This is a genomic window from Wolbachia endosymbiont (group A) of Epagoge grotiana (genome assembly GCF_947251775.1).
Lineage (GTDB): Bacteria > Pseudomonadota > Alphaproteobacteria > Rickettsiales > Anaplasmataceae > Wolbachia > Wolbachia pipientis.
In genome coordinates this window covers 555931-578439 of record NZ_OX366387.1, presented here as the reverse complement: position 1 = coordinate 578439, position 22509 = coordinate 555931, and the positions used below count along the sequence as shown (strand labels likewise).

At 34.2% G+C, this 22509-nt stretch carries 15 protein-coding genes and 1 tRNA gene; 12 read left to right on the top strand and 4 right to left on the bottom strand.

What is annotated here, in order from left to right; genetic code table 11:
• Positions 1-41: 41 nt before the first annotated feature.
• On the bottom strand, positions 42-3107 hold the full coding sequence (locus OPR50_RS02695) for an efflux RND transporter permease subunit (protein ID WP_265024233.1): 3066 nt from the start codon (positions 3105-3107) through the stop codon (positions 42-44).
• 175 nt (positions 3108-3282) lie between these two features.
• On the opposite strand from OPR50_RS02695, the gene OPR50_RS02690 reads away from it, so the two are divergent.
• Positions 3283-4014 (top strand): hypothetical protein, encoded by a 732-nt coding sequence (locus tag OPR50_RS02690; protein WP_265024232.1) that lies wholly within the window; start codon positions 3283-3285, stop codon positions 4012-4014.
• A 3-nt stretch (positions 4015-4017) separates the two neighbouring features.
• On the opposite strand, the gene OPR50_RS02685 is transcribed toward OPR50_RS02690, so the two are convergent.
• On the bottom strand, positions 4018-4755 hold the full coding sequence (locus OPR50_RS02685) for a type I glutamate--ammonia ligase (protein ID WP_006280263.1): 738 nt from the start codon (positions 4753-4755) through the stop codon (positions 4018-4020).
• 326 nt (positions 4756-5081) lie between these two features.
• Between OPR50_RS02685 and dnaA the strand changes: the two genes are divergently transcribed.
• The gene (gene dnaA / locus OPR50_RS02680; protein WP_010962298.1) at positions 5082-6464 is read left to right on the top strand and encodes a chromosomal replication initiator protein DnaA; all 1383 of its coding nucleotides are present in this window, start codon (positions 5082-5084) and stop codon (positions 6462-6464) included.
• Between the two features lie 27 nt (positions 6465-6491).
• Here the strand turns inward: dnaA and OPR50_RS02675 are convergent, their stop codons facing one another.
• Positions 6492-7766, bottom strand: a complete 1275-nt coding sequence (locus OPR50_RS02675; protein WP_265024231.1) for a metallophosphoesterase — start codon at positions 7764-7766, stop codon at positions 6492-6494.
• A 190-nt stretch (positions 7767-7956) separates the two neighbouring features.
• On the opposite strand from OPR50_RS02675, the gene OPR50_RS02670 reads away from it, so the two are divergent.
• From OPR50_RS02670 to OPR50_RS02635, 8 genes are all read left to right on the top strand, one after another.
• Positions 7957-8044: transfer RNA gene (locus OPR50_RS02670), tRNA-Leu, on the top strand.
• A gap of 29 nt (positions 8045-8073) precedes the next feature.
• Entirely contained in the window at positions 8074-9156 is a 1083-nt protein-coding gene (locus OPR50_RS02665; protein WP_010082649.1) for a GTP cyclohydrolase II, read from the top strand.
• A 72-nt stretch (positions 9157-9228) separates the two neighbouring features.
• Positions 9229-9909, top strand: a complete 681-nt coding sequence (locus OPR50_RS02660) for a VirB8 family type IV secretion system protein (RefSeq protein WP_155968235.1) — start codon at positions 9229-9231, stop codon at positions 9907-9909.
• Positions 9896-10696 carry a P-type conjugative transfer protein VirB9 gene (gene virB9, locus OPR50_RS02655; RefSeq protein WP_174515708.1) on the top strand — a complete coding sequence of 267 codons (801 nt, stop codon included), beginning with the start codon at positions 9896-9898 and terminating at the stop codon, positions 10694-10696. The genes OPR50_RS02660 and virB9 overlap by 14 nt, the downstream gene beginning before the upstream one ends.
• A 16-nt stretch (positions 10697-10712) precedes the next feature.
• Positions 10713-12173, top strand: coding sequence for a TrbI/VirB10 family protein (locus OPR50_RS02650; RefSeq protein ID WP_265024230.1), 1461 nt, complete (start codon positions 10713-10715; stop codon positions 12171-12173).
• Between the two features lies 1 nt (position 12174).
• Positions 12175-13167, top strand: coding sequence for a P-type DNA transfer ATPase VirB11 (virB11, locus tag OPR50_RS02645; RefSeq protein ID WP_065094644.1), 993 nt, complete (start codon positions 12175-12177; stop codon positions 13165-13167).
• 30 nt (positions 13168-13197) lie between these two features.
• Positions 13198-15201 (top strand): type IV secretory system conjugative DNA transfer family protein, encoded by a 2004-nt coding sequence (locus tag OPR50_RS02640; protein ID WP_077188467.1) that lies wholly within the window; start codon positions 13198-13200, stop codon positions 15199-15201.
• Between the two features lie 121 nt (positions 15202-15322).
• Positions 15323-16171, top strand: a complete 849-nt coding sequence (locus tag OPR50_RS02635) for a P44/Msp2 family outer membrane protein (RefSeq protein ID WP_265024229.1) — start codon at positions 15323-15325, stop codon at positions 16169-16171.
• A 164-nt stretch (positions 16172-16335) separates the two neighbouring features.
• Here the strand turns inward: OPR50_RS02635 and prmC are convergent, their stop codons facing one another.
• A complete protein-coding gene (prmC, locus tag OPR50_RS02630) occupies positions 16336-17175 on the bottom strand; it encodes a peptide chain release factor N(5)-glutamine methyltransferase (protein WP_264339235.1) in 840 nt (279 codons plus the stop codon).
• Positions 17176-17366: 191 nt separating this feature from the next.
• Between prmC and OPR50_RS02625 the strand changes: the two genes are divergently transcribed.
• Positions 17367-18692, top strand: coding sequence for an IS4 family transposase (locus OPR50_RS02625; protein ID WP_264339118.1), 1326 nt, complete (start codon positions 17367-17369; stop codon positions 18690-18692).
• A 527-nt stretch (positions 18693-19219) separates the two neighbouring features.
• Positions 19220-22360, top strand: coding sequence for an ankyrin repeat domain-containing protein (locus OPR50_RS02620; RefSeq protein WP_265024228.1), 3141 nt, complete (start codon positions 19220-19222; stop codon positions 22358-22360).
• The last annotated feature ends 149 nt before the right edge of the window (positions 22361-22509 follow it).

Here is a 22509-nt window from a genome sequence, read left to right as displayed (position 1 = left end):
AAAGAACACTATCTTAAATGTTAAATGATTGCTAATTTAAGTCAAGTTTTTTCATGTCTTTGTATAACAAGCAACGCAGGAGTAAAGAATAAAGTTAAAACCGTTGCAGCCAATATTCCACTTGCTATGGTTGTTGAAATGTCAACCCACCACTGGCTTGATGGAGCATCATATGTGATTTGTAGCGTAAAAAAATTGATATTTAACCTGGTAATCATCGGTATTAAACCAAGAACTGTGGTTGCAACGGTAAGCAATATTGGCCTAACGCGAGAAATTGCAGCGTTTATTACACATCGCTTGATGTCATTTTTGTGTACCTTAATTTGGTGATGAAAGGCATCAAGTAATAGTATGTTATTATTCACTATAATTCCCGCCAAAGCAATTATCCCCACTCCACACATAACAACTACGAAAACTTGTTGGATAAGAAAGAAAACAAAAAACACACATGTTGTGGATAAAAACACTGCTGTCATTACGATAAATGTATGGTATACATTATTAAACTGTGTCACTAATACCAATATCATTAGTGTAATCGCTAATATAAAAGCCTTTAACAAAAATGCTCCTGATTTTTGTTGATCTTCTTTGTCGCCTTTAAAATCAATTTTTACTCCCTTGTCCCAATCCTGGGCAATAGAATTCTGAATGAACTTTACTCTTTCATCAACAAGATAGCCAGTATCAACGTCAGCAGAGATTGTCACTATGCGTAATCCATCAATCCTGTTTAGTTTGTTTACCTTTTTTTCGGGAGCATATTTTACTATATTGCTCATAGGATACGGGCCATTAACTGTATTGATAAAAAGATTGTCTATAGTCTTCATGTTGCGATCCTTTCCAGGGAAACGGAGTACAATATCGATTTCTTCATCCGTGTTATTTGGTCTATATTTTCCAATCAACACTCCATTTGTAACCATCTTTATAAAATCGCCAATGGTTGCAACACTTACTTCAGAGCTTGTAGCCTTATTCTTATCAACACTCATATTCCACTCTATTTCAGGTGCTGATCTGCTATCTTGAATATTTATAAACCCGGATGAAGGTTGGTTCATAATTTCTAGAATTTTCTCTGCTGCTAAATTCAAACTGGATACACTCCCGCTGAGGTTAATTTGTATTGGCTTGTCAGCCGACGGTCCTGGCTTTTCCTCTTGAACATTAATTATTATTCCTTTCATGTCTTGCACACTGCTCCTTATATCATTTAGTATGTGCTTAGCTTTGCGCCTGAAGCGCCAATCCATAAGTTCTAGTTGTATTCTGGCGATAACGTTGTCTGAAAATGCTCCTGATCTAGCATAAGAAACATGAATTTCTTTTTCAATGCTCAAAATGCGTTCTTCCACTTCTTTGAGTATCAGATCTCGTTCTTTGGCTGATAAGCTTTCTTTTGCTTTAACACTGATTAAAATATTATCTGAATCCACTTTCGGAAAAAACTTTACTCCAGGAGCAAAAGTAAAGTACAGCACACTAAATGAAAACAAAACGAATACAGTAGCACATACGAATTTTTTAGGATGATCCAAAACCTTCTCTAGCATGCGTACGTAAGCTCTTATTATAGGCCCAGCATTTTTTATTTCACCACTTTCTATAGCACTCATTTTTTTTATTTCTTTTTTTGAAGTTATCGAAGGCTTACCAAATATTGCACCAAGTGTTGGTATAAAAACCAAAGCCATAATGAGCGATCCAGTCAAAGTTAGAATTATTGTAATTGGTATGTACTGCATGAATTTACCAACAGTATCAGGCCAGAATAATAGAGGAAAAAACACTGCTAATTTAGTTAACGTTGATGATAGAACCGGATAAAACATATCACGAACTGAAGTGTAAAAAGCTTCTACTTTGTCCATTCCGCAGATCATCTTTCTATCGGCATATTCGCTGATCACAATTGCATCATCAACCAGCATGCCAACAGCCATAATTAAACTGAAGAGCACAACGATATTTAAGGTTATACCCATAAAGTAAAGAGCTATTATCCCAATGAGAAAGGAACCGGGTATCGAGAGTGCCACAAGAATAGCAATCCTTGTTCCCATAGAAAGCATCATTATGATCAATATTAACAACACAGCAAATATTATGCCGTTTTCCAAGTCATCAAGCACATCGCGGACGTTTTTTGACTGGTCGTTTAAGTACACCACTTTTAAATTTTCAGGTAATTGATCTTTTGCCTTATCCATTAAGTATTTTACTTGATTTACTGTGTCTATTATGTTTTTTCCGTTACGTTTTGAAATTTCTAGCACGACACTAGGTAATCCATTAATGCGAGCAAATCCTTGGTGATCCTCAAACCTAGGGTATACTTTTGCTATATCTTTGATTCTCAAAACTGCATCGCCTTGAGATCTAATAGGAATATTCATAATATCTTCTATATCTTTTAATAACCCTGATATTTTAATCGAATATTTACCGGCCAGTGACCCAGCTCCCACTAGCCTATTATTGCTTGATATAGCTTGGAATATTTCGTTTGATTGAATGTTATATTTTGTTAGAACTGTGGGCTCAATTATAACTTCCACTGTTTCTTTACGTATACCTGCCACTTCAACTTTGAGAACATTTGGCAGAGATTCTATTTCTTTCTTTAACTTGCGTGCTATTTCAGTTAAGGCTCTTTCTGGCAAATTACCAATTAAGCCGACATTGAGTATCGGAAATAAGCTCAAGTTTATTTCATTGATTATCGGAGATTCCGCTTCAACAGGTAACTTCGATTTTATGTTTGAAAGCTTTGAACGAACATTATCGAGCACTTCTTTATTATCATACTCTGTTCCAAATTCGAGTATCATGTGAGCACCATCATTAGTTGCAAAAGCTCTCAATTCTCTTACACCTTCGATGGATCTTAGTTCATTTTCTATAGGAAGCACTAATAGCTTTTCACTATCTTGAGCAGAAATCCCAGGAAGTCCAACAAACACGCTGATTATAGGAATCTGTATATCAGGATTGCTTTCCCTTGGCATTTTTACATAAACGTATGAACCGAAGATAAAAATTACTATAAGTAATAATACCACCGCCCTGTTTCGCTCTATGAGTAAGCTCTGCATGTTGAATGTTAGCTGAATATGTGTGTTTGTACAATATTATAGTCGAGATACATTGCATATTAATTAATCCTTGTGTAGCTTTAAAACTTTACGCAAATAATTAAAATTTTCGCAAAATTGCAAGTATAAGAAAATTCCTGTATAATAATTCTAGAACAGTATTTGAGAGGTTATTATGGTGGCAATTCTAAATGTAACAAAGGGCAAAAATAAAGTTATTGTGTCTGGATTAGCTGGAGCTTTATCAGCTTTAATATTTTTAACAGCAATCCACATTGCCGCAAAGATAGCCATTATCGTTTCTGCCGCTGCAGTTACTTACTTATTACTTTCGCTGGTTCATAAAATAAGAACTAAAGCTGAAATTAGTCGTGTTTCAGGAGATAAAGTTTCAGAAGATGAAGGGTATAGCAGTGTTGATGAAGGTGAAGAAAAAGATACCGTAAAAGAACCAAAAAGAACTGAAACTGAGCTAGAAGAAGAAATAATAAGGAAAAGAGCACAAGAACGCATGGAGAAAGGATCACTTGGTGGTCCTATAAATGCGTTTGGCGAACCAATTCATGTGACTATAGATGCTGAAAATAGTAATCCTGTTGATTATACAAAAACTATGGTAGTGCCTGAGGAAATTATTCTTAGCATGCTAAATGATAAAACTCTTACACAAAATAACTCTAGCTCTATAAAGAATCAGATGAAACCTCTTCCTGAGCACATGGATGTGCCTGGTAATCCACTTCCTGGGCAAGTGTTAAGCAATCTAGAGCTTGAATCTAAAAGCACGCAGAAACTATCTGCTTTAGACTTGCTATTACAGTGCAAAAATGTAGATAATGATGTAAAAAAAATGCTAAAACAGCCAATTACCCAAAAGGGGTTTAACGGATTAGGATTTGATAGATAGTTGTTATATTAACCTCTCCATCTCATATTGAGGATCAGATGCAATGCCGTAGACCCTATTTGGCGGAGCAATTTTGTTCTCTATACCAAAAACCATACCTTCAATTATTGCTGTGAGTACTTTTTCAAGGTCACAATCTGCTCCGGGAACGCGGTGCTCTAGGCGGCATCTTTTGAAATCGTTGCCAAAATAGGGAATTCTTATCGCAGCAGTTCTGTTATTTACTCCCCAACTAATCGTAGTTGGAGTGTGAATATCCGGATACTGAAATCTTAAATATGAATCATCATTTGGAGCAAAAAACAACATATGTTTTTTCATCATTGCACATAATCCACCAATACTATGAATCAGATAGTCACTGTACTTTTGCTCATTGATATAAAATAAGTTACCGTTATTTGAATTCACGAGATTAACATGCACATTTAATGCACTGCCTGCTCTATCCAAATAAGGCTTTGCTTTAAAAGAAACATTCCCACCTAGTTTTTGTGCTGTTTCAGTAAGTGATTGTTTTGCTAACTCAAAATGCTTAATTAAATTGTAGGAGTTCGTATAACAACCACTTTTTATCTCATACTGATGTGTAGAATTCTCCTTCTCGCAAGAAAATTCAAGAGATGCTATTTTATTTTTGATGCTATTCAGAAATAAGTATTCTTTTTCTATTCCTTCAATGTAAAACTCTAGTTCAATACCGAATACAGCATAACAACTCAAATTACTTAATATAATCATAAATTTGCTTCAGTAAATCTATATTAGGTTAGCTATATTTATATGAATACTTTACTTATTTGCCAGTAAATTTAACATCTTATTTATACATAATGTATTACTGTTTTTAATAGCATGCTTCTAATCCTCGATACAAGCGACATTTACAAATTTTTCATTTTTTTGAAATAAAAATGATCAATTTTAATGTTTTTATACCCTTTACAACCCATCAAAAAATCACCATAATTTTTAGTATGTATTAAGTAGTATTAGCTTTTCATTTTGCAGTAAGCTATTGATTATCTTATATTTTTCTAATTATTGCTTTTTTCTTGGTGTGGTATATGAACTTAACTAGCCCTAAGGTTTCTACTATGTTTTTTGATCAGATTATTACAGTAACGGATCACAATGTTACTTGGGAAAAAATCCAAAATTGTCTTTATAATCTTTATGGAGAAGCAACATATAATAGCTGGCTGAGTTCACTAAAATTTGTCAGTAGCAGAAATGGGGAAGTTCTTTTATCCGTGTCAACAAGGTTTATAAAAGAGTGGATTACAGTTCATTACATGAAAAAAATATTATCATTATGGCAAAGCGAAGATAAAAGTATACGTTCTATTGATATTCAAGTAATTGAGGAGAGGAATTCAAATTTTAATGTTATACTAAAAAACAGAGAGGAAAGTAATCATAATCTTGGTTCGCCGCTGGATCCAAGGTTCACCTTTGATAATTTTGTAGTGGGAAAGCCAAATGAATTAGCATTTACGGCGGCAAAGCGTGTGGCAGAATCTATAGATCCAATATTAGGCAGCAATCCTTTGTTTCTATATGGTGGAGTGGGACTTGGTAAAACACATCTAATGCATGCTATAGCTTGGCACATAGTCAATTCCCCATCAGCAAAAAGAAAAGTGGTGTATTTATCAGCAGAGAAATTCATGTACCAATATATTACAGCGCTGCGAAGCAAAGATATTATGTTATTTAAAGAGCAATTTAGATCAGTAGATGTATTGATGGTAGATGATGTGCAATTTATCAGTGGTAAAGATAGTACACAAGAAGAATTTTTTCACACTTTCAATGCATTGATAGACCAAAATAAACAATTGGTTATATCAGCTGATAGGTCTCCTAGTGATCTTGATGGAGTGGAAGAAAGAATAAAATCACGACTCGGTTGGGGGTTGGTGGCAGATATTAATGAAACAACTTTTGAATTAAGGCTTGGTATATTGCAGGCAAAAGTGGAGCAGATGAATATGTATGTTCCGAAAGATGTCCTAGAGTTTTTAGCAAGGAACATAAAATCTAATATAAGAGAATTAGAAGGAGCATTAAATAAGGTTACCCATACCTCATTAATTGGAAGAAGTATGACGGTAGAATCAGCTAGTGAAACCCTAATCGATCTTCTTAGGTCAAATCATAGGTCAGTCACAATAGAAGAAATACAAAAGAAAGTAGCTGAATTTTTCAATATAAAGGTTGCAGATATGCAATCCAATAGAAGGCTTCGCAGTCTTGCAAGGCCAAGACAAATAGCTATGTATTTTGCCAAAAAATTTACGCAAAAAAGCCTACCAGATATTGGGAGAAACTTTGGTGGCAGAGACCATGCTACTGTTATACATGCAGTAAAACAAGTAGAAAATTTTATAAAGACCGACTCAAAATTTGCTGATGAAATCAATCGATTAAAAAAAATGTTTAAGTAGCGTTTTTAAAATAGCTAATAACAAATCCTAAAATGAATCGACTATAGTTTTAATCCGTTTAAGTTTAAAATCTTCTGTTAGCTTCGCAGAATACATTTCCTTATTGTGTTGATTATAGAAGGTAAATTCGTGATCATCTAAATTTAGTATTGCAAAGCCAAAGCCAAAAAAGTTTCTAACCTCGTGTGCTAAGTAGTTTTTACCATTTAAATAGTCAAATTCTACATTTTGATAAACAGATTCTTGATCTTGAGCGTGTAATGATGCACCACCGTTTCCAACTATAATTTGGTCTGGAACATTATCCATTAATAAAATCTGGGCTATATGAATGTGGCCAGAAACTATGGTAGTAACATTGCTTGGAAATTTATCTCCAAAAGCTTCGATTTGTGTAAGATTACCATGGCTTTTTAATGTCAAAAATTCTTTTTTTGGAGATCTCCAAAGCGGTTTATGAGTTAAAAACCACATGGGCTTGTCAGAACTATTTTGTATCAATTTATCAAATTGCCTCTCAAAAGCATCAATTGTGCTTTGGGTTGTAAAAATATCCTCACCGGATGAAGAGTCGAAGATAAAAAATTTCATCGGTCCAGCATCTAAGGACCAACTAGAAACGAAGTTTCCACATTTTTCAGACGAAAAGGGGTATGAATCTAGATACCTGAACCATCCTTCATAAGCTCTATCACAACTCTCATGGTTTCCACGAACAAAAAGGAAAGGGGATTGTGATAAAATATCCTTTGCAGGCTCAAACCAATCAGCGTACCAAACTTCTTTATTATATCCATAAATATCGCCACACTTTTTTGTATTTCTACATTTTGTTTGTCTATAATGATAATCACCAACATGGATAATTAAATCTGGTTTATGAAGGGCGATTGAATCTAAATTTTTTTTTAAAGGCCAGCTATCTACCGAATTACATTCCTGCTGAAATAACATATTTATTCTACAGCCCGTGTCACCAATGAAAGCAATTTTATTAACCTTTTTTGGTAATATAGGAACCCGTAGATCCTCAATACTAATGTTTTTGGCACTTGTTTGTATTGTCAGTTCACAAACTGTTTCGTTATGATCACCATTGTTAATTGAGCTGCGATTCAGCATTTCTGTTTCCTCGCCATCAACATAAACAATGGGACACATGTCATTGTCCGTAATTGCGCGTATGCTTAGTTTATTTTCTGGGATAACTTGAGACCATGTGTATAATATTTGTGCATGGACGAAATGAAAGCTAGTTATAAGAGAGAGAGCTAAAAAAATAAAGATATTAGCTATATTCATTTGTATAAAAACCTAAGTTAAAAATTAGTAGTAAGGTTATCTTAAATGATTAAAATTTATAATCACAAAATTCATAATCAAATTATACAAACAATTTCTAAATTATTCTAGTATCAGATTGACACTCTAGATGAAAAATTCTAAAATGATTAAGTAATTTAAAATAATTATATAAAAACTAGAATATAGTGCGGCCGTGGTGGAATTGGTAGACACGCAGCGTTGAGGTCGCTGTGGCTCATAAGGCCTTGGAAGTTCAAGTCTTCTCGGCCGCACCAGCTTTTATCGCTGTTTAATATGGGTAAAAATGTTTATAGGAAATCAGAGTAGCAATAAGGTAGAAAGAGCTATCAGCGAAATCAGGCGCGGTCGGCCAATTGTAATATATGATGAAAGTAATTACCTATTGTTTGCTGCTGCTGAGGCTTTAGAAAGAGATTTATTTAATCAATACAAGCTTACATCAAGTAATGTATATGTTACTTTAACTTCAAGTAAGGTAAAATACATATCTCAGAATAAAGAACATAACAGCAAACGTCTGTTGGTGAATAATTTTGATGAACTGCTCTATTTAATAAACTGTTCAAAGGAAGATTGCATAAAAGAGTTGCAATGCTCAAAGACAATAGATGAATGTGCTATTGCCTTGCTTAAGTTCTCAGAATTATTGCCATACGCGTTAGTGGCTGATATGACTTTTGAGAATAACCATGAAATGCGAAATTGGTGCGAGAAAAATGACGTTATTGCACTGGACACGTCATTCATAAATAATTTTCAAGAAAATCAGGATGTATATGAAGTGTGCAAAACATCATTATTTTTAAAACAGACTCAAGAAGTAAATATCATATCTTATAGAACCGAAAGTGGTGGAAGAGAACATCATGCAATTATCATTGGCAATCCAGATAAAGATGACGAACCATTAGTGAGAATTCATTCTTCGTGCTATACGGGTGACTTGTTAGATAGCTTGTCATGCGATTGCAGAAGTCAGTTACATCAAGCAATTCAAATGATAGCTGACTCTGGAAGTGGTATTATATTGTATTTGATGCAAGATGGAAGAGGCATTGGTTTAACTAATAAGTTAAGAGCGTACAGTATGCAAAGAGGACATAATCTTGATACTGTTGATGCAAATAGAATATTGGGTTTTGAAGATGATGAAAGGAGTTTTGCTGTTGCAGCTAAAATGCTTAAGAAATTGAACATTAACAAAATCCAATTACTTACAAACAATGATAGGAAATTGTCAGAATTGGAAAGTAGTGGTATAGGAGTTACAAAGTGTCTACCACTTATTGTGGAACGTAATAAATATAACGATTCATATATGGAGACAAAGTTTGGTAAATTAGGCCATAGATTAAGAGTTTTTTAGCTTTTTTGCTGTAACTACTTTGTTAATTTGCTATGTTTATTAACATAAGTTAAGATTTTTAGGAATACTAAAATGCTAAGATTTTTTAAGCAAGAAAAAAATACTGAATCCTTAGATAAGGATATAAATTGGAATTCAAACCGCTACAGCACAGTTATTGCTCAAAGGAATATTCTACTTTTATTTGCATTAATATTATTAGCAACGATCTCTATCAGCATATTAGTCATATTTAAAATTAGCACAAGTAGCACTATTGAGCCATTTGTTATAGAAATTGACAAGAAATCAGGAATAGTGCAATTGGTTGATCCTGTCACAGTAAAACAGTATTCTGCAGATGAAGCGCTAAACGATTATTTTATTTCAGAGTATATAAAAGCAAGGGAGGTTTTTGATCCATATCATTATAATTATAACTATTATACAAAGGTGAGGTTGTTTTCCTCACCTAATGTGTATAATGAATTTAGAAATTATGTAGGATCGCAGAATATGGATGATCTTTTTAATTTATATTCAGATACCAAAAGTGAATTTAAAATTCGCTCAATTCAAAAGTTGGGTAACGATGCTCTTCAGGTGAGATTTTTTGTGGAATTTACACGGAAAGATGGAAGTTCTACGAGAAAAAATAAGATAGTTATTATGTCATATAGATATGCATCGCTTGAAATGGATGATCAGCAAAGATATATTAACCCATTAGGATTTCAAGTTATTTCATATAGAGTAGATGATGAATATGTATAGGATATTATTAGTTTTAGCTTTACTTGTAAGTGGCAATTTAAACGCATCCATTAATTATAATGAGCCTATTTCTATAGATAGTAGAATAAAGACTTTTGTGTATAGCCCTAATGAAGTATTTACGGTGGTTTTTAGTCAGGGTTACTATTCTTATATTGAATTTGCGGAAGGAGAAAAAGTTAAAAATATCGCTGTTGGTGATGCATCAAGTTGGAAAATTAATCCTTATGACAATAAATTGCTTATCATGCCATTTGAAGTTAGTAGTCGCACTAACATGATTATTACGACAACTAAAAAAAGAAATTACATTTTTGATTTAATCTCAAGGCCAAACTACGATAAATACCCGGATACTGATGCTAAGAAAGTAGATCACGATTATTCTGCTGAAAAGGATATATCTTACGTAGTACGTTTTTATTATCCTCAAGAAGAAGGTGAATTTGATGTTGATTTAGATGAGGTTTCTTTACCTACTCAAATGCAATATACTACAGACAAGCTAGAAAAAATAATACAAGAAAATGATACGAAGTACAATTATACATATATTGATGAAGGTGGTAATGCGGATATAGTTCCGATCGAGTTATTTGATGATGGTTATTTAACCTATTTAAAATTTAGAAATAATAATAAAATACCTCAGGTTTTTGTAGAAGGGGAGGATAAACCTTGTAAAAGGCTGTTATTTGATGATTATGTTATAATAAAAGGAGTACATAAAAAGCTATTTATGCGTTATGAAGATGGTGAAGTTGAAATTATAAATAGGTCACTTTAGCTGTGGTACATGCAATATGAATAAAGAAAGGCGTAACAATTCAGAAGATGAATCAGAAATAGAGAATAAGGTAGTAACAGTTGGCTCTAATCAAGGTCATAGGGCATTGATGGTCATTATTTTAGTGCTTCTGGCTGGTGGAGTGTATTATCTCTATTTTAGTCCTTCTCCTAAAGAGGGTTCAGAAGTTATTAAAAAAGAGGAAACAAAGCAAAACGTTCAAGAATTGAAAGGAAAGTTGGAACAAGTTCCAGATAATGTAATGGTTCCTGAAAGAATAATAACTGATCCCTTACCACCCTTACCTCCTCTTCCTACACCACTAATCATACCAGAAATAAAACAAATTAGAAAAGAAGAAGTGATGAAAAAAGAAGAAGAGAAACCAAAAGAAACTCCTGTGTCAAATATACCTATTTTGCCAAAGCAAAATTTTCCTTCTAGTAATGTTATGGGCAATTTACCTACCTCGTTTCCTACAATAGGGGGTGGCGGTTATCCTAGAGACAGACGTAGTGCACAGATGTTGACAATTTCAGGTGGTAGTGGAGAGAACAAGGCTGCTGATGCTATTTTATCCGACACTTCAGCACAATCGAGCAAAGCTACCAGAGTAGGAAAGCTTGGTTTAATGATTACTCAAGGTAAAATTATTGATGCTGTTCTTGAAACTGCAATAAACTCTGATCTGCAAGGAATGCTGCGTGCTATGGTGAGTAGAGATGTTTATGCAGAAACTGGTGATACAGTTTTAATACCTAAAGGCTCAAGATTGATAGGCAGTTATTCATTTGACTCGAATGTTGCTAAATCTCGTGTAAATATAAACTGGAATAGAGTGATTCTGCCACATGGAATAGATATTGCAATCTCATCACTTAGTACTGACGAGCTTGGTAGAGCAGGAATAGCAGGAATAGTTGATAACAAAATAGTAAGTGCGTTATTCTCTTCAGTGACACTTGCTGGTGTTTCGATTGGTTCTGCTGTTATAGGGCAAAAGGCTTCTAATCTTGTTGATACGCTAACTATCAGAGATGCAGTAAAGTCTATCACTGCAACCGAAATAGATTTTTCTTCTCTCCAACTCATTATTGACCCAGAAAAGAAGATATCTAGTGACAAATGGAAATTAGGCCTTGGGGCTATCGGAAGAATTCGGAGTGCCAAAAGCAGACAAGATTTACTAAAAATAATGAAAGAGGAAATAGCAAAAGCACTAGGAATTGAAGAAGACGAGGTAAATATAAGCCTGGAAATTGTAAATCAACTGTTAGAACAAATTCAAAGAAAAAGCAAGTCTGTTTATGATGAAGCAATCAGGAAATCAATCGAGGATTTTTCTAAAGATATGCGGGATGTAGTGGGCAGATATACAGATAAAAAACCAACTATTTATGTTGATCAAGGCACTGCATTGAAAGTATTTGTTAACCAAGATATAGTATTTCCTCCACAGGCAATATTAAATCAATGAAATGAACTATGCTGCACTTGATACATATTTGGAGCCATTACAAGGCATATTTCAAGAAGAAGGCGTAAATGAAATATCAATAAATAAGCCAAAGGAAGTATGGATTGAAAATCGCGGTGAAATAAGGTGTGAAAAATTAGAAGTATTCGATCTTAACCATTTGAAATCTCTTGGCAGACTGATTGCTCAAGCTACAGAACAAAAACTTAGCGAAGAAGCGCCGTTACTTTCGGCAACATTACCAAATGGTTATCGTATACAGATAGTATTTCCGCCAGCATGTGAACCTGATAAAGTAGTCATGTCGATTCGTAAGCCTTCTAGCATGCAGTTAGCACTCGATGATTACGAAAAAATGGGGGCTTTTTCTGAAACTGTTACAGAAGCAACTGATAATCCAGTTGACCGTCATTTGGATTTATTGTTAAGGCAAAAAAAAATAAAAGAGTTTTTAGAATACGCTGTAATAAGTAAGAAAAATATTATAATTAGTGGTGGAACTTCCACTGGTAAGACTACTTTTACTAATGCTACTTTGCGTGCTATTCCAGCTGAGGAAAGAATTATTACTGTTGAGGATGCAAGGGAAATCGTTTTGAACGATCATCCCAATAAAGTCCATCTAATTGCCTCTAAAGGAGGGCAGGGCAGAGCAAAAGTAACCACTCAAGATTTGATAGAAGCGTGCTTACGTTTAAGGCCAGACAGAATAATAGTTGGTGAGCTCCGTGGAGCGGAAGCTTTTAGTTTTCTCAGGGCGATAAATACTGGTCACCCTGGATCAATATCAACCCTTCATGCAGATAGTCCAACAATGGCCCTTGAGCAAATAAAATTGATGGTTATGCAGGCAAATCTTGGCATTCCTCCAGACCAAATTATACCATACATTAGAAATGTGATTGATATTGTTATTCAGCTAAAAAGAACCGGTGGGGGCAAAAGAAGCATTTCTGAGATATTATTTACTAGATCTGCGAGCGAAAATGCTTAAATTTATACATAAGTTAAGGAAGAGTAGTTTATGAGTAATGGAAATCACCTACGTAATATTCTCATAGGAGGTGTAGTAGCTTTTAGCGTACTTGAGTTTTGCTTCTATCTATCTGGTATATTGTTTGTTCTGTTTGCTGATGGTCCGGATGCTGTGGATTTTAAGGCAATTAATCCTAGTTTGACGCCTTTCCCTCAAGCTCTTTGGCCAACGATTTTTGATCATATACAATATTGTTGGCATCATCCAGAGTTATATAGCCTTGAGCTCAAAATCACATTAATTATATCTTCTGCACTGCCTATCATTGTTTTAATGATTATCTTATGGAATTTAAGAGAAAGGATAATTGAGTGGCGACCATTTAAAAAGAAGGAATCACTTCATGGAGATTCGCAGTGGGCATCAGAGAAAGACATACGAAAAGCAGGATTAAGAAGCAAAAAGGGATTATTGCTTGGTAAAGATAAAAGAGGATACTTCATTTCTGATGGGTTTCAGCATGCATTGTTATTTGCACCTACAGGTTCTGGTAAGGGTGTTGGCTTTGTAATTCCTAATTTATTATTTTGGACTGACTCGGTAATTGTACACGACATAAAATTAGAAAACTATGAAATAACAAGTGGTTGGCGAGAACGACAAGGACAAAAAGTATACGTATGGAATCCAGCGCAGCCAGATGGAATAAGTCACTGTTACAATCCATTACAATGGATTAGTGAAAAACCTGGGCAGATGGTTGACGATGTGCAGAAAATAGCTAACCTAATCATGCCTGAACAAGACTTTTGGCAGAATGAAGCAAGAAGCTTATTTGTTGGAGTGGTATTATACTTACTTGCTGCACCAGAGAAAGTTAAATCTTTTGGTGAAGTTGTGCGTACGATGCGTAGTGATGACGTGGTTTATAATCTTGCTGTTGCTCTTGATACAATGGGTAAAATACTACACCCTGTAGCATATATGAATATTGCAGCTTTTTTACAAAAAGCTGATAAAGAAAGGTCAGGTGTTGTATCAACCATGAACTCATCACTTGAATTGTGGGCAAACCCATTGATTGATACTGCAACTGCGTCAAGTGATTTTAATATTCTAGATTTTAAAAAGAAGAAAATTACAGTTTATGTTGGTTTAACTCCTGACAACTTGACTAGGCTCAGGCCTTTAATGCAGGTTTTTTACCAACAGGCAACTGAGTTTTTATGTAGAAAATTGCCATCGGATGACGAGCCTTATGGCGTATTGTTTTTAATGGATGAGTTTCCTACACTTGGAAAAATGGAGCAATTTCAAACAGGTATTGCATATTTTCGTGGTTATCGAGTTAGGTTATTCTTAATTGTTCAAGATACTGAGCAGCTCAAAGGAATATACGAAGAAGCAGGGATGAACTCCTTTTTGTCAAACTCGACTTACAGAATAACTTTTGCAGCCAATAATATTGAAACAGCTAATTTAATATCGCAACTTATAGGAAACAAAACTGTACAACAAGAATCGTTGAATAAGCCTAAATTTTTAGATTTAAATCCTGCTTCAAGGTCATTACATATCTCTGAAATACAGAGAGCATTGCTATTGCCTCAAGAAGTTATTATGTTGCCACGTGACGATCAGATAATTTTAATAGAGTCGACTTACCCAATTAAATCAAAGAAAATTTTGTACTACAGTGATACCACCTTCACAAGAAGGCTGCTCAAACAAACTCGTGTGCCTACACAAGAACCATATGACCCAAACAAAGTTCTTTCTGCCGCTGCGAGCAAAGATAAGGTTAATAACGAGGGGAATAATGTTCTTGAGGGACCTAATTCAGTTGATTATCCTGCTGAAACTAAAACCGAAGATGCAGTATATGATGAATCAGATGAATTTGCAGACGAAGATATTGATGATGAAGATATCGACGATAAGTTTGAAGATGATGACGAGGAAGATGAGGATAGGAGCGATGATGGGTTTGATGACGAAGAAGAGGAGGATGAATTTGAAGATGAGGATAAATTAAAAAATGACGAGAAGTAAGGTTAACTTTGCCTATTTTTAGCTCAGAAAAGTGCAAGTTATGCAAATAATTAGGTTTTTCATATTAAGCCATTTTTAATTAATTAGTATTAGATTAGCTATTTTAACTAGGGGAGTAGTAATGATTAGTAAAAAAACATTAGCGGTTACAGCATTTGCTTTATTGTTGTCACAACAATCTTTTGCAAGTGAAACAGAAGGGTTTTACTTTGGTAGTGGGTATTACGGTCAATATTTAAATAACACAAGCGTACTAAAAACAAGCACTACAGGTATCAAAAATTTGTCTATAAATGACAGGGGTGCTCAGAACACAGAAGGTCAGTCACTAAGTGAGTATAAAGGAGATTATAATCCACCTTTTGCTGCAAATGTGGCATTTGGTTACACAGGAGAATTGGGTAACAACAGCTATAGGGCTGAATTGGAAGGGATGTATTCTTCTGTAAAAGTGGATAATATTGGTTTAACAAGTAGCCAAATAACTGTTTCATACCTAAAGGAGACTGGTGAGGATCCTAATAAAGAAACTTATCTCTATAGTGCTGCAGTTAGTCATGACCAAATTGAGAACATATCTGTAATGGCAAATGTTTATCATAATTGGAAAAGTGACCGTTTCTCTTTTTCTCCTTACGTTGGTATTGGGATCGGTGCAACAAGAATGACGATGTTTGAAAAACCGTCAATAAGACCCGCAGGTCAATTAAAAGCTGGCTTTGACTATCGCATAAACGAAGATGTAAATATGCATATCGGATATAGAGGTTTTGGTGCTATTGGTAGCGATATTAAGCTTACAGCAAAAAGGTTAGGACAAGTGGTAGACGAACCTAATAATGATAAAAAAAAGAAGCTTAATCCTAGCTCAGGTAGCAAAGTAACTGAGGAAATAAATATAGGTAATCAACTATTTCACACACACGGTATAGAGGCTGGTCTTACTTTCCATTTTGCCAGCAAAGCTTAAACATGTTGCCCTTTAAAAAATGCATAAAACCGTTCCTGTCGTCCTATGGCTTGACCATAGGATCTAGTTAAATATAGATCCAAGTAGTCACGCTACTTGGATGACTAGGTAGAGGGTACTGGGATGATATAGGATAATATGGGATGAAGGCAAAAAAACATTAGCTATGTTCTTTTCACAACAATGCATCTCTTCATTCCCGCTAAGTCATATACATATTCCTGAAAAGCTAATTCGTATGAGGGGATTATTTTGTCAATATTGCTTTGATCTTCACCTATCTCCAATATCGCAAACCCATTTTTTTTAAGGCACCTCCTTAATATTGGAAAAATGCTCAAGTAACAACTCAAACCATCAATACCACCATCAAGGGCAATTCTTGGTTCCTTTTGCACTTCAGCTTGCAAGTCTTTCAATTTGCTTCTTTTAATATATGGAGGATTACTGATTATAAGATCGAATGAACCTCTGCACTCTGTCCACGAACTTGGAAATATTTTGGCTCTGCTGAGAAGATCATGTTTTTTTGTGTTCTGATAGGCAACTTTATATGCTTCCAAGCTTTTTTCAAAACCGACGCCAACAGCATATTCATACTCACTAAGTACGGATATCAATAAACAACCTGTGCCTGTACCAAAATCTGCAATTTTTAGTTTCTGTTTTTTGTTTGGGTAATATTTTAACACTGCTAGGATTATTGTTTCACTATCTGGCCTTGGATCTAAAACATGCTGGTTAACTATAAAATTTTTACTCCAGAATTCATGATTACCTATTATTTGCGATATTGGATATCTTTCCGCTCTTTTTTTTGTTAATTTCCAAAATAAAAGTTCTTTCTCCATTGGCACTTGATCAGCATGGTTCACAATTATAAATGATCTTTCCACTCCAAGTACGTGCTGCATGATGATTTCACAATCTAAATGTGGTGATTCAACTTTATGTGACGATAATAACTCCGATCCTTCTTGAATTAAAGAGCTGATTGTTTTCATTATTCTAAAAATATGTTTCTTTCAGCCAAAAATAGCAAGATGAGCTTCCAGTTTAGGGTAGCTGCACTAAATCCCAGTGTCAAGCACGCAGCTGTACGAACCATACGCGTCAAGTTAAGGAAATAAAGGTATGAAAGAGATAGAATAATAAGGTATAAGTTCTCCCAGATATACTTTTAGTGAGAGAACCAATGAATAAAATAACTTGCTTATCAAAAAAGCTCAAAGAATTTTTTAATGAAAAAGCAGAGAAAATCTCAATTACAACAAGGTTTATAAAAAGAAAGAGAAAGCTAAAAGGTTCATCATTCGTAAAAGCCATGGTCTTGGGTAATATAGGAGTTGATAATTGTAGCGTAGAAACAATGTGTCAATTACTAAACGAGGACTCGATAGATATAACAAAACAAGGTTTGGATTTTAGATTTACTGAAGAAGCAGTGGAATTTATGAAAAGGATGTATAATGAATCTGTGATTCTCTTTAAAAATATCTTGCAAGTTGATTGCAAAATCTTACAGCAATTTAATAGTGTTAAATTATTGGACAGTAGCTATATTACTCTACCTAACAGTATGGAAGAGATGTATAAAGGTTATGGTACTAGCTACAGTGGCTATGAAAGCAATACTAAGTCTGGAATAAAGTTACAATTAGTTTTCGACTACATGAATCAGATAATAGACCAACTTAATTTAACGGAGGGGGTAAGATCAGACCAGGGATATAGGAAACATTTAAGTAATATATTAAGCAATGATTTGCTAATATCTGATCTCGGTTATTTTGTGCCAAGTTCTTTTAAACAAATCAATGAAATAGGAGCTTATTTCATAAGTCGTTATAAATCCGATACCAACATATATGATGTAGAAACAAATCAAAAAATGGAGTTATTAGAATGTTTAGAGGATAAGTTATTTTTAGAAAACGAGGTATTGTTAGGAAAAGAAGCAAAAATTAGAGTAAGAATTATATGTCAGAAACTAACTGAAGAACAGTCTATGGCCAGAAGAAGGAAAGCTAATAGATTAGCAAGATCGCAGGGATATACATCCTCTAAAAGAAATCAAAAATTGTTGAACTGGTCAATATTTATAACTAATGTTCCAGAAAATAAAATTAGTGCTGAGCAAGTATTAACGATTTACAGAGTAAGGTGGCAAATTGAGTTATTATTTAAATTGTATAAAAGCCATATCAGGCTTGATAAGCTAAAAGGAAAGCCATGCAGAGTATTATGTGAACTATATGCTAAATTGTGCGCAATTCTTATATTTCACGGCATAGTTGGTTGCACAGAAGTGAAAAAGAATACAGAACTTAGCTTAACAAAGGCATTTATTGAGCTAAAAAGGCGGGTTAGAGAGTTATTTTTAGTATTAACCAAAATTAATAGTTTAAAAGCATTTCTTAAAAAACTCACTATAACTTGGTCGCGATTTTCATTAAAAGACAAACGTAGAAGGGCTAGAGTATCCACTTTAACCTCTCTAAATTTGCTCACAATCTCTTAACTTGACGCGTATGGTATCATATACTATCTCAAGATGCTAATATTAATGTTGTTTTTCAAGAAAAGGATATTTTAAATGGTGATCGAGATAGGAGAGATAAGATAGAAAATAGGTACTATTTTGAAAAGTCGCTGGATAGCTGTAAGGTACATAATCCAGGTAGAAATTTCTTTTACATAGCAGGAAAGTTTTCTTGTGATTTAGGGGCAGATGGGCAAAAGAACATAGTCATAACACAAGGTAATCTTACTACAGATTCAATAAACATACATTCTATTGTTGGCAGCAACAAAGCTAATCATATAAAAGTTTCTTATGCAGATTATACAGACGGTAAAGGTGGCAATGATGTAATAACAGCAAAGAACTTTACTACAATAAAGGGTTATTTTGGTGATTCTATTTATGGAAAGGGTTTAGTATTATTACCAATAAATCTTAGTGATATAGGTAATATCACTCATACTAATAATATAACAACCATCTATAATAAAAGTGGAGCTTTTATAAGTATAGATAAACAGATATTGGTAAAAACAGCAGATGGTTCGTTTGTAACTCCGACAAAAGTAGACAATAAAACTGGTGTAGTAACAAACTTACATGTAACAAAAAGCGTAGGTAATGACGTTGTGTTAGATGATGAATTGGATAATTTAAGAAAAATAGACAATTCAAACTTTAGTATTACAAAGCAATTATCAAGCGCCAATTATCATAGCACTATAGGTGGCTCTAGCAATCATATTTTTTATCCTGATAAAGAGCATCATAATTTTTACTGGGAAGCTCCAAGTAATATAAGTCATCTTTATCTCTTCGATAACAGAAACGCTAATATTACGATTGCTCAAGCAAATGGTATACTAGATTTTAGCCAATTAAATTGTACATTAAGCGATATACAATTTATAGGAAATGATAAAGGAGAAATAAAGGTTAACAAAAATGATTTACATGTAACTTTGCTACCAGATTATAAAGATGTTACAGTTACATTTGACGGAAAAGAATATTACAAATTTCAAAATGGGGAACTAGAGCGTGATTATTGTTCTCATAGCTTTAAAGTAGATGGAAGATTCAGTGTTAATGGTACTGACCTGTTAAATCATCATAATTGTTTCACGTTTGATTCAGATAAAGTGCTTTTTTTGAAGCTAAATAATGATTTGCTATTGTTATCAGATAGAGGGGCATTATCAATATCGAATTATTATTCTTTTGTTCATAAAAATTGGGATTTATCCATAAGGCTAAATAATAGAATTGTGGAACCAGGAGAATTTGGAGAAAGAGCTGATAAATTTAGTTCTTTCAGATATTATAAACCAGATGAGCAAGGGTTACAGATTTATCATAACCAACCTGTTAACAAAAATGATATTGGTTTAGTTGATTTAAAAGATAAGTCTATATTAAATTTCGATATGAAAGTTATGAATGATATCTTATTGCTATCACATAAAAATAACACTCTTGTAAAAGTAGAAAATTGGAATACTTATCAGCCAGCAAAAGAAATAATGTTTGCTTTTAATGATGCAGTGGTTTCTAACTCAAAATGTATAACTTCTATTTGTAATCCAGAAGATGTTATAGTGGAGTTTAATAAGGAAAAAGTAATTTTATTAAAAAAACTGGTGCTCAATGTTATAGCGAAAGATAATTTTAATAAAGCTAAACATTTAATTAAAAGTACTAATTTTGAAGGTGGGGATGAATTAAGGTATTTATACTTAACTATCATTGCTATTCAAATGTGTAGACTGCACTCAGTCATAACTCTTTTTAATAGAGGGTATTTTAGCATCAGAGATAAAGACATTCATGTTCTGCGCTGGGCTATTCAGGAGGGTAAATTAGACATAGCTAAGTTTCTTATTGATCAAGGCGCTGATATTGAGTCTCGAAACGCATACAATGAAAGACCCTTGCATCTTGCTGTTAAAGCAGGCAGTTTGGATATAATAAAGCTTCTTTTTAATAAAGGTGCTAATGTCAACGCTACAGATATGTATGGCCAAACGCCTTTAAGCTTGGCTATTCGAAGGAATTGTAGAGACATAGTAGAGTTTTTAAGACAAGCACAATTGGATTTAGATAGAGAATTGTCAAATGCGACACAAGATAGCTGTTCTGGTAAAATTAAAAGTCTTGTAAGTCGAGGTGCTAATATTAACATCAGAAATAATGATCGTAATACTCCTCTGCACCTAGCAGCTAAAAAGGGTTACTTGTGTATGGTAAAAGAGCTCATAGAGAACGGTGCTAGAGTTGATGTTAAGAACCGCTTTGATGAAACTCCTCTACACTGCGCTGCTGGAGAAGGTTTTTCAGATGTAGTAAAAGAGCTCATAAGGAGAGGGGCTAATATTGCTGCCCGAGATGGCAATTTTTATCGTACTCCTCTGCATTTGGCTGCTAAGGGAGGTTACTTAGGCGTGGTAAAAGAACTAGTGAAGGTGGATATTAATGCTAGGGATAAAAATGGTGATACTCCTCTGCATTTGGCTGCTAAAGAAGGTCGCTTAGATGTAGTAGGGAAGCTCATAGAGAACAATGCTGATATTAATATTCGGAATGACTATGGTAGCACCCCTCTATATAAGGCTGCTGAGGAAGGCTACTTGAGTACAGTAAAAAAGTTCATGGAGAATGGAGCACACATTAGTATTAAGAATAGATATGGCAGAACACCACTAGATATTGCTAGAGATAAAGGACATGATAGTGTTGTGCAATATTTAGAAGGGATCGAAAGAGAAAGAGGAAAACCTGTACAACGTAAACGCCGTCATCATCATGGGGATCACGATCGTCATCATAGTCACTTATCACATAAACCTCTTGCTATAGATTTAAGTAATCAACCTGAGATAGTAGCTAGGCAAGATGTGTCAAAGAATTCATTGCAGGGTGATGATACAGGCTATAACAAGGAAAAAGCTACAAGTGTAGGGAATAAGCCATCTTCATGGATAAATGATTTATTTGGTTGGGTAAAGAGCTCTATAGGTGGGTTATTAGGTTCTAGAGCTGCTTTACCTGAGAAAACATTCACTCAAAGTTCAATCTCACAAATTAGTGCACCAATTGATGTAAATGGTACAATAATGTTACTTGATTTATTAATTAGAAAAGTTACAGGTCAAAAGTATATTTCTACAGTAGGTCAGTCTATATCCCCACTAGAGGCACAGGGATATACACTCAATATTACAAAGGAATTTGAGAAAGTAGTAGAGCAAGCTGGATTAAAAAGTGGTGTATCAATGCATCGATTGAATATTGATTTTGTGGAAATACAGAAAGAAGTTACAGGGAAAATCATGAGTGGTAAATTTGATGAGATCTCAGGAGTTTTAAGTTCGTATTTAGAGAAAGCATGTCCTGGTAGAGAAGCAGGATGTCCTGGTAAGTTAAGTTCGAAGAAGCTTGACAAGTTTATGGTAGAGTTTAATAGCAGGCTAAATGTTGTACTAAATCAATCAATACAGCAGATATTACACAATGGAGATGGTACATTAGAAGTTGATGGTGCAAAGCAAATGAGTTTAGAGCCTCAAAGTTATTTAAGTAATGCTTCAGTTCACAGCCATTCAAAAGTATCAACTTGTCTTTCTGAGATAGGAGTAACTAAGCTTGGAGGTAATATCAATAGGTAGGTTATAATATAAGAGGTGCAGCTATAAAATGCCAAGTAGTGGAAAATTTAAAGTGAATGTAGCCAAAATAATTAGGGATACCAGACCAAGTTTGATGGTCCTAATACTAAAATGGATGAAGTAGACATTAAATGCTAAGTGGTTAATGT

Bases quoted from the DNA above. Each gene is read 5' to 3' on its own strand.
- OPR50_RS02695 (WP_265024233.1), bottom strand. From the start codon at position 3,107: ATGCAGAGCTTACTCATAGAGCGAAACAGGGCGGTGGTATTATTACTT.
- OPR50_RS02690 (WP_265024232.1), top strand. From the start codon at position 3,283: ATGGTGGCAATTCTAAATGTAACAAAGGGCAAAAATAAAGTTATTGTG.
- OPR50_RS02685 (WP_006280263.1), bottom strand. From the start codon at position 4,755: ATGATTATATTAAGTAATTTGAGTTGTTATGCTGTATTCGGTATTGAA.
- dnaA (WP_010962298.1), top strand. From the start codon at position 5,082: ATGAACTTAACTAGCCCTAAGGTTTCTACTATGTTTTTTGATCAGATT.
- OPR50_RS02675 (WP_265024231.1), bottom strand. From the start codon at position 7,766: ATGAATATAGCTAATATCTTTATTTTTTTAGCTCTCTCTCTTATAACT.
- OPR50_RS02665 (WP_010082649.1), top strand. From the start codon at position 8,074: ATGTTTATAGGAAATCAGAGTAGCAATAAGGTAGAAAGAGCTATCAGC.
- OPR50_RS02660 (WP_155968235.1), top strand. From the start codon at position 9,229: ATGCTAAGATTTTTTAAGCAAGAAAAAAATACTGAATCCTTAGATAAG.
- virB9 (WP_174515708.1), top strand. From the start codon at position 9,896: ATGAATATGTATAGGATATTATTAGTTTTAGCTTTACTTGTAAGTGGC.
- OPR50_RS02650 (WP_265024230.1), top strand. From the start codon at position 10,713: ATGAATAAAGAAAGGCGTAACAATTCAGAAGATGAATCAGAAATAGAG.
- virB11 (WP_065094644.1), top strand. From the start codon at position 12,175: ATGAACTATGCTGCACTTGATACATATTTGGAGCCATTACAAGGCATA.
- OPR50_RS02640 (WP_077188467.1), top strand. From the start codon at position 13,198: ATGAGTAATGGAAATCACCTACGTAATATTCTCATAGGAGGTGTAGTA.
- OPR50_RS02635 (WP_265024229.1), top strand. From the start codon at position 15,323: ATGATTAGTAAAAAAACATTAGCGGTTACAGCATTTGCTTTATTGTTG.
- prmC (WP_264339235.1), bottom strand. From the start codon at position 17,175: ATGAAAACAATCAGCTCTTTAATTCAAGAAGGATCGGAGTTATTATCG.
- OPR50_RS02625 (WP_264339118.1), top strand. From the start codon at position 17,367: ATGAATAAAATAACTTGCTTATCAAAAAAGCTCAAAGAATTTTTTAAT.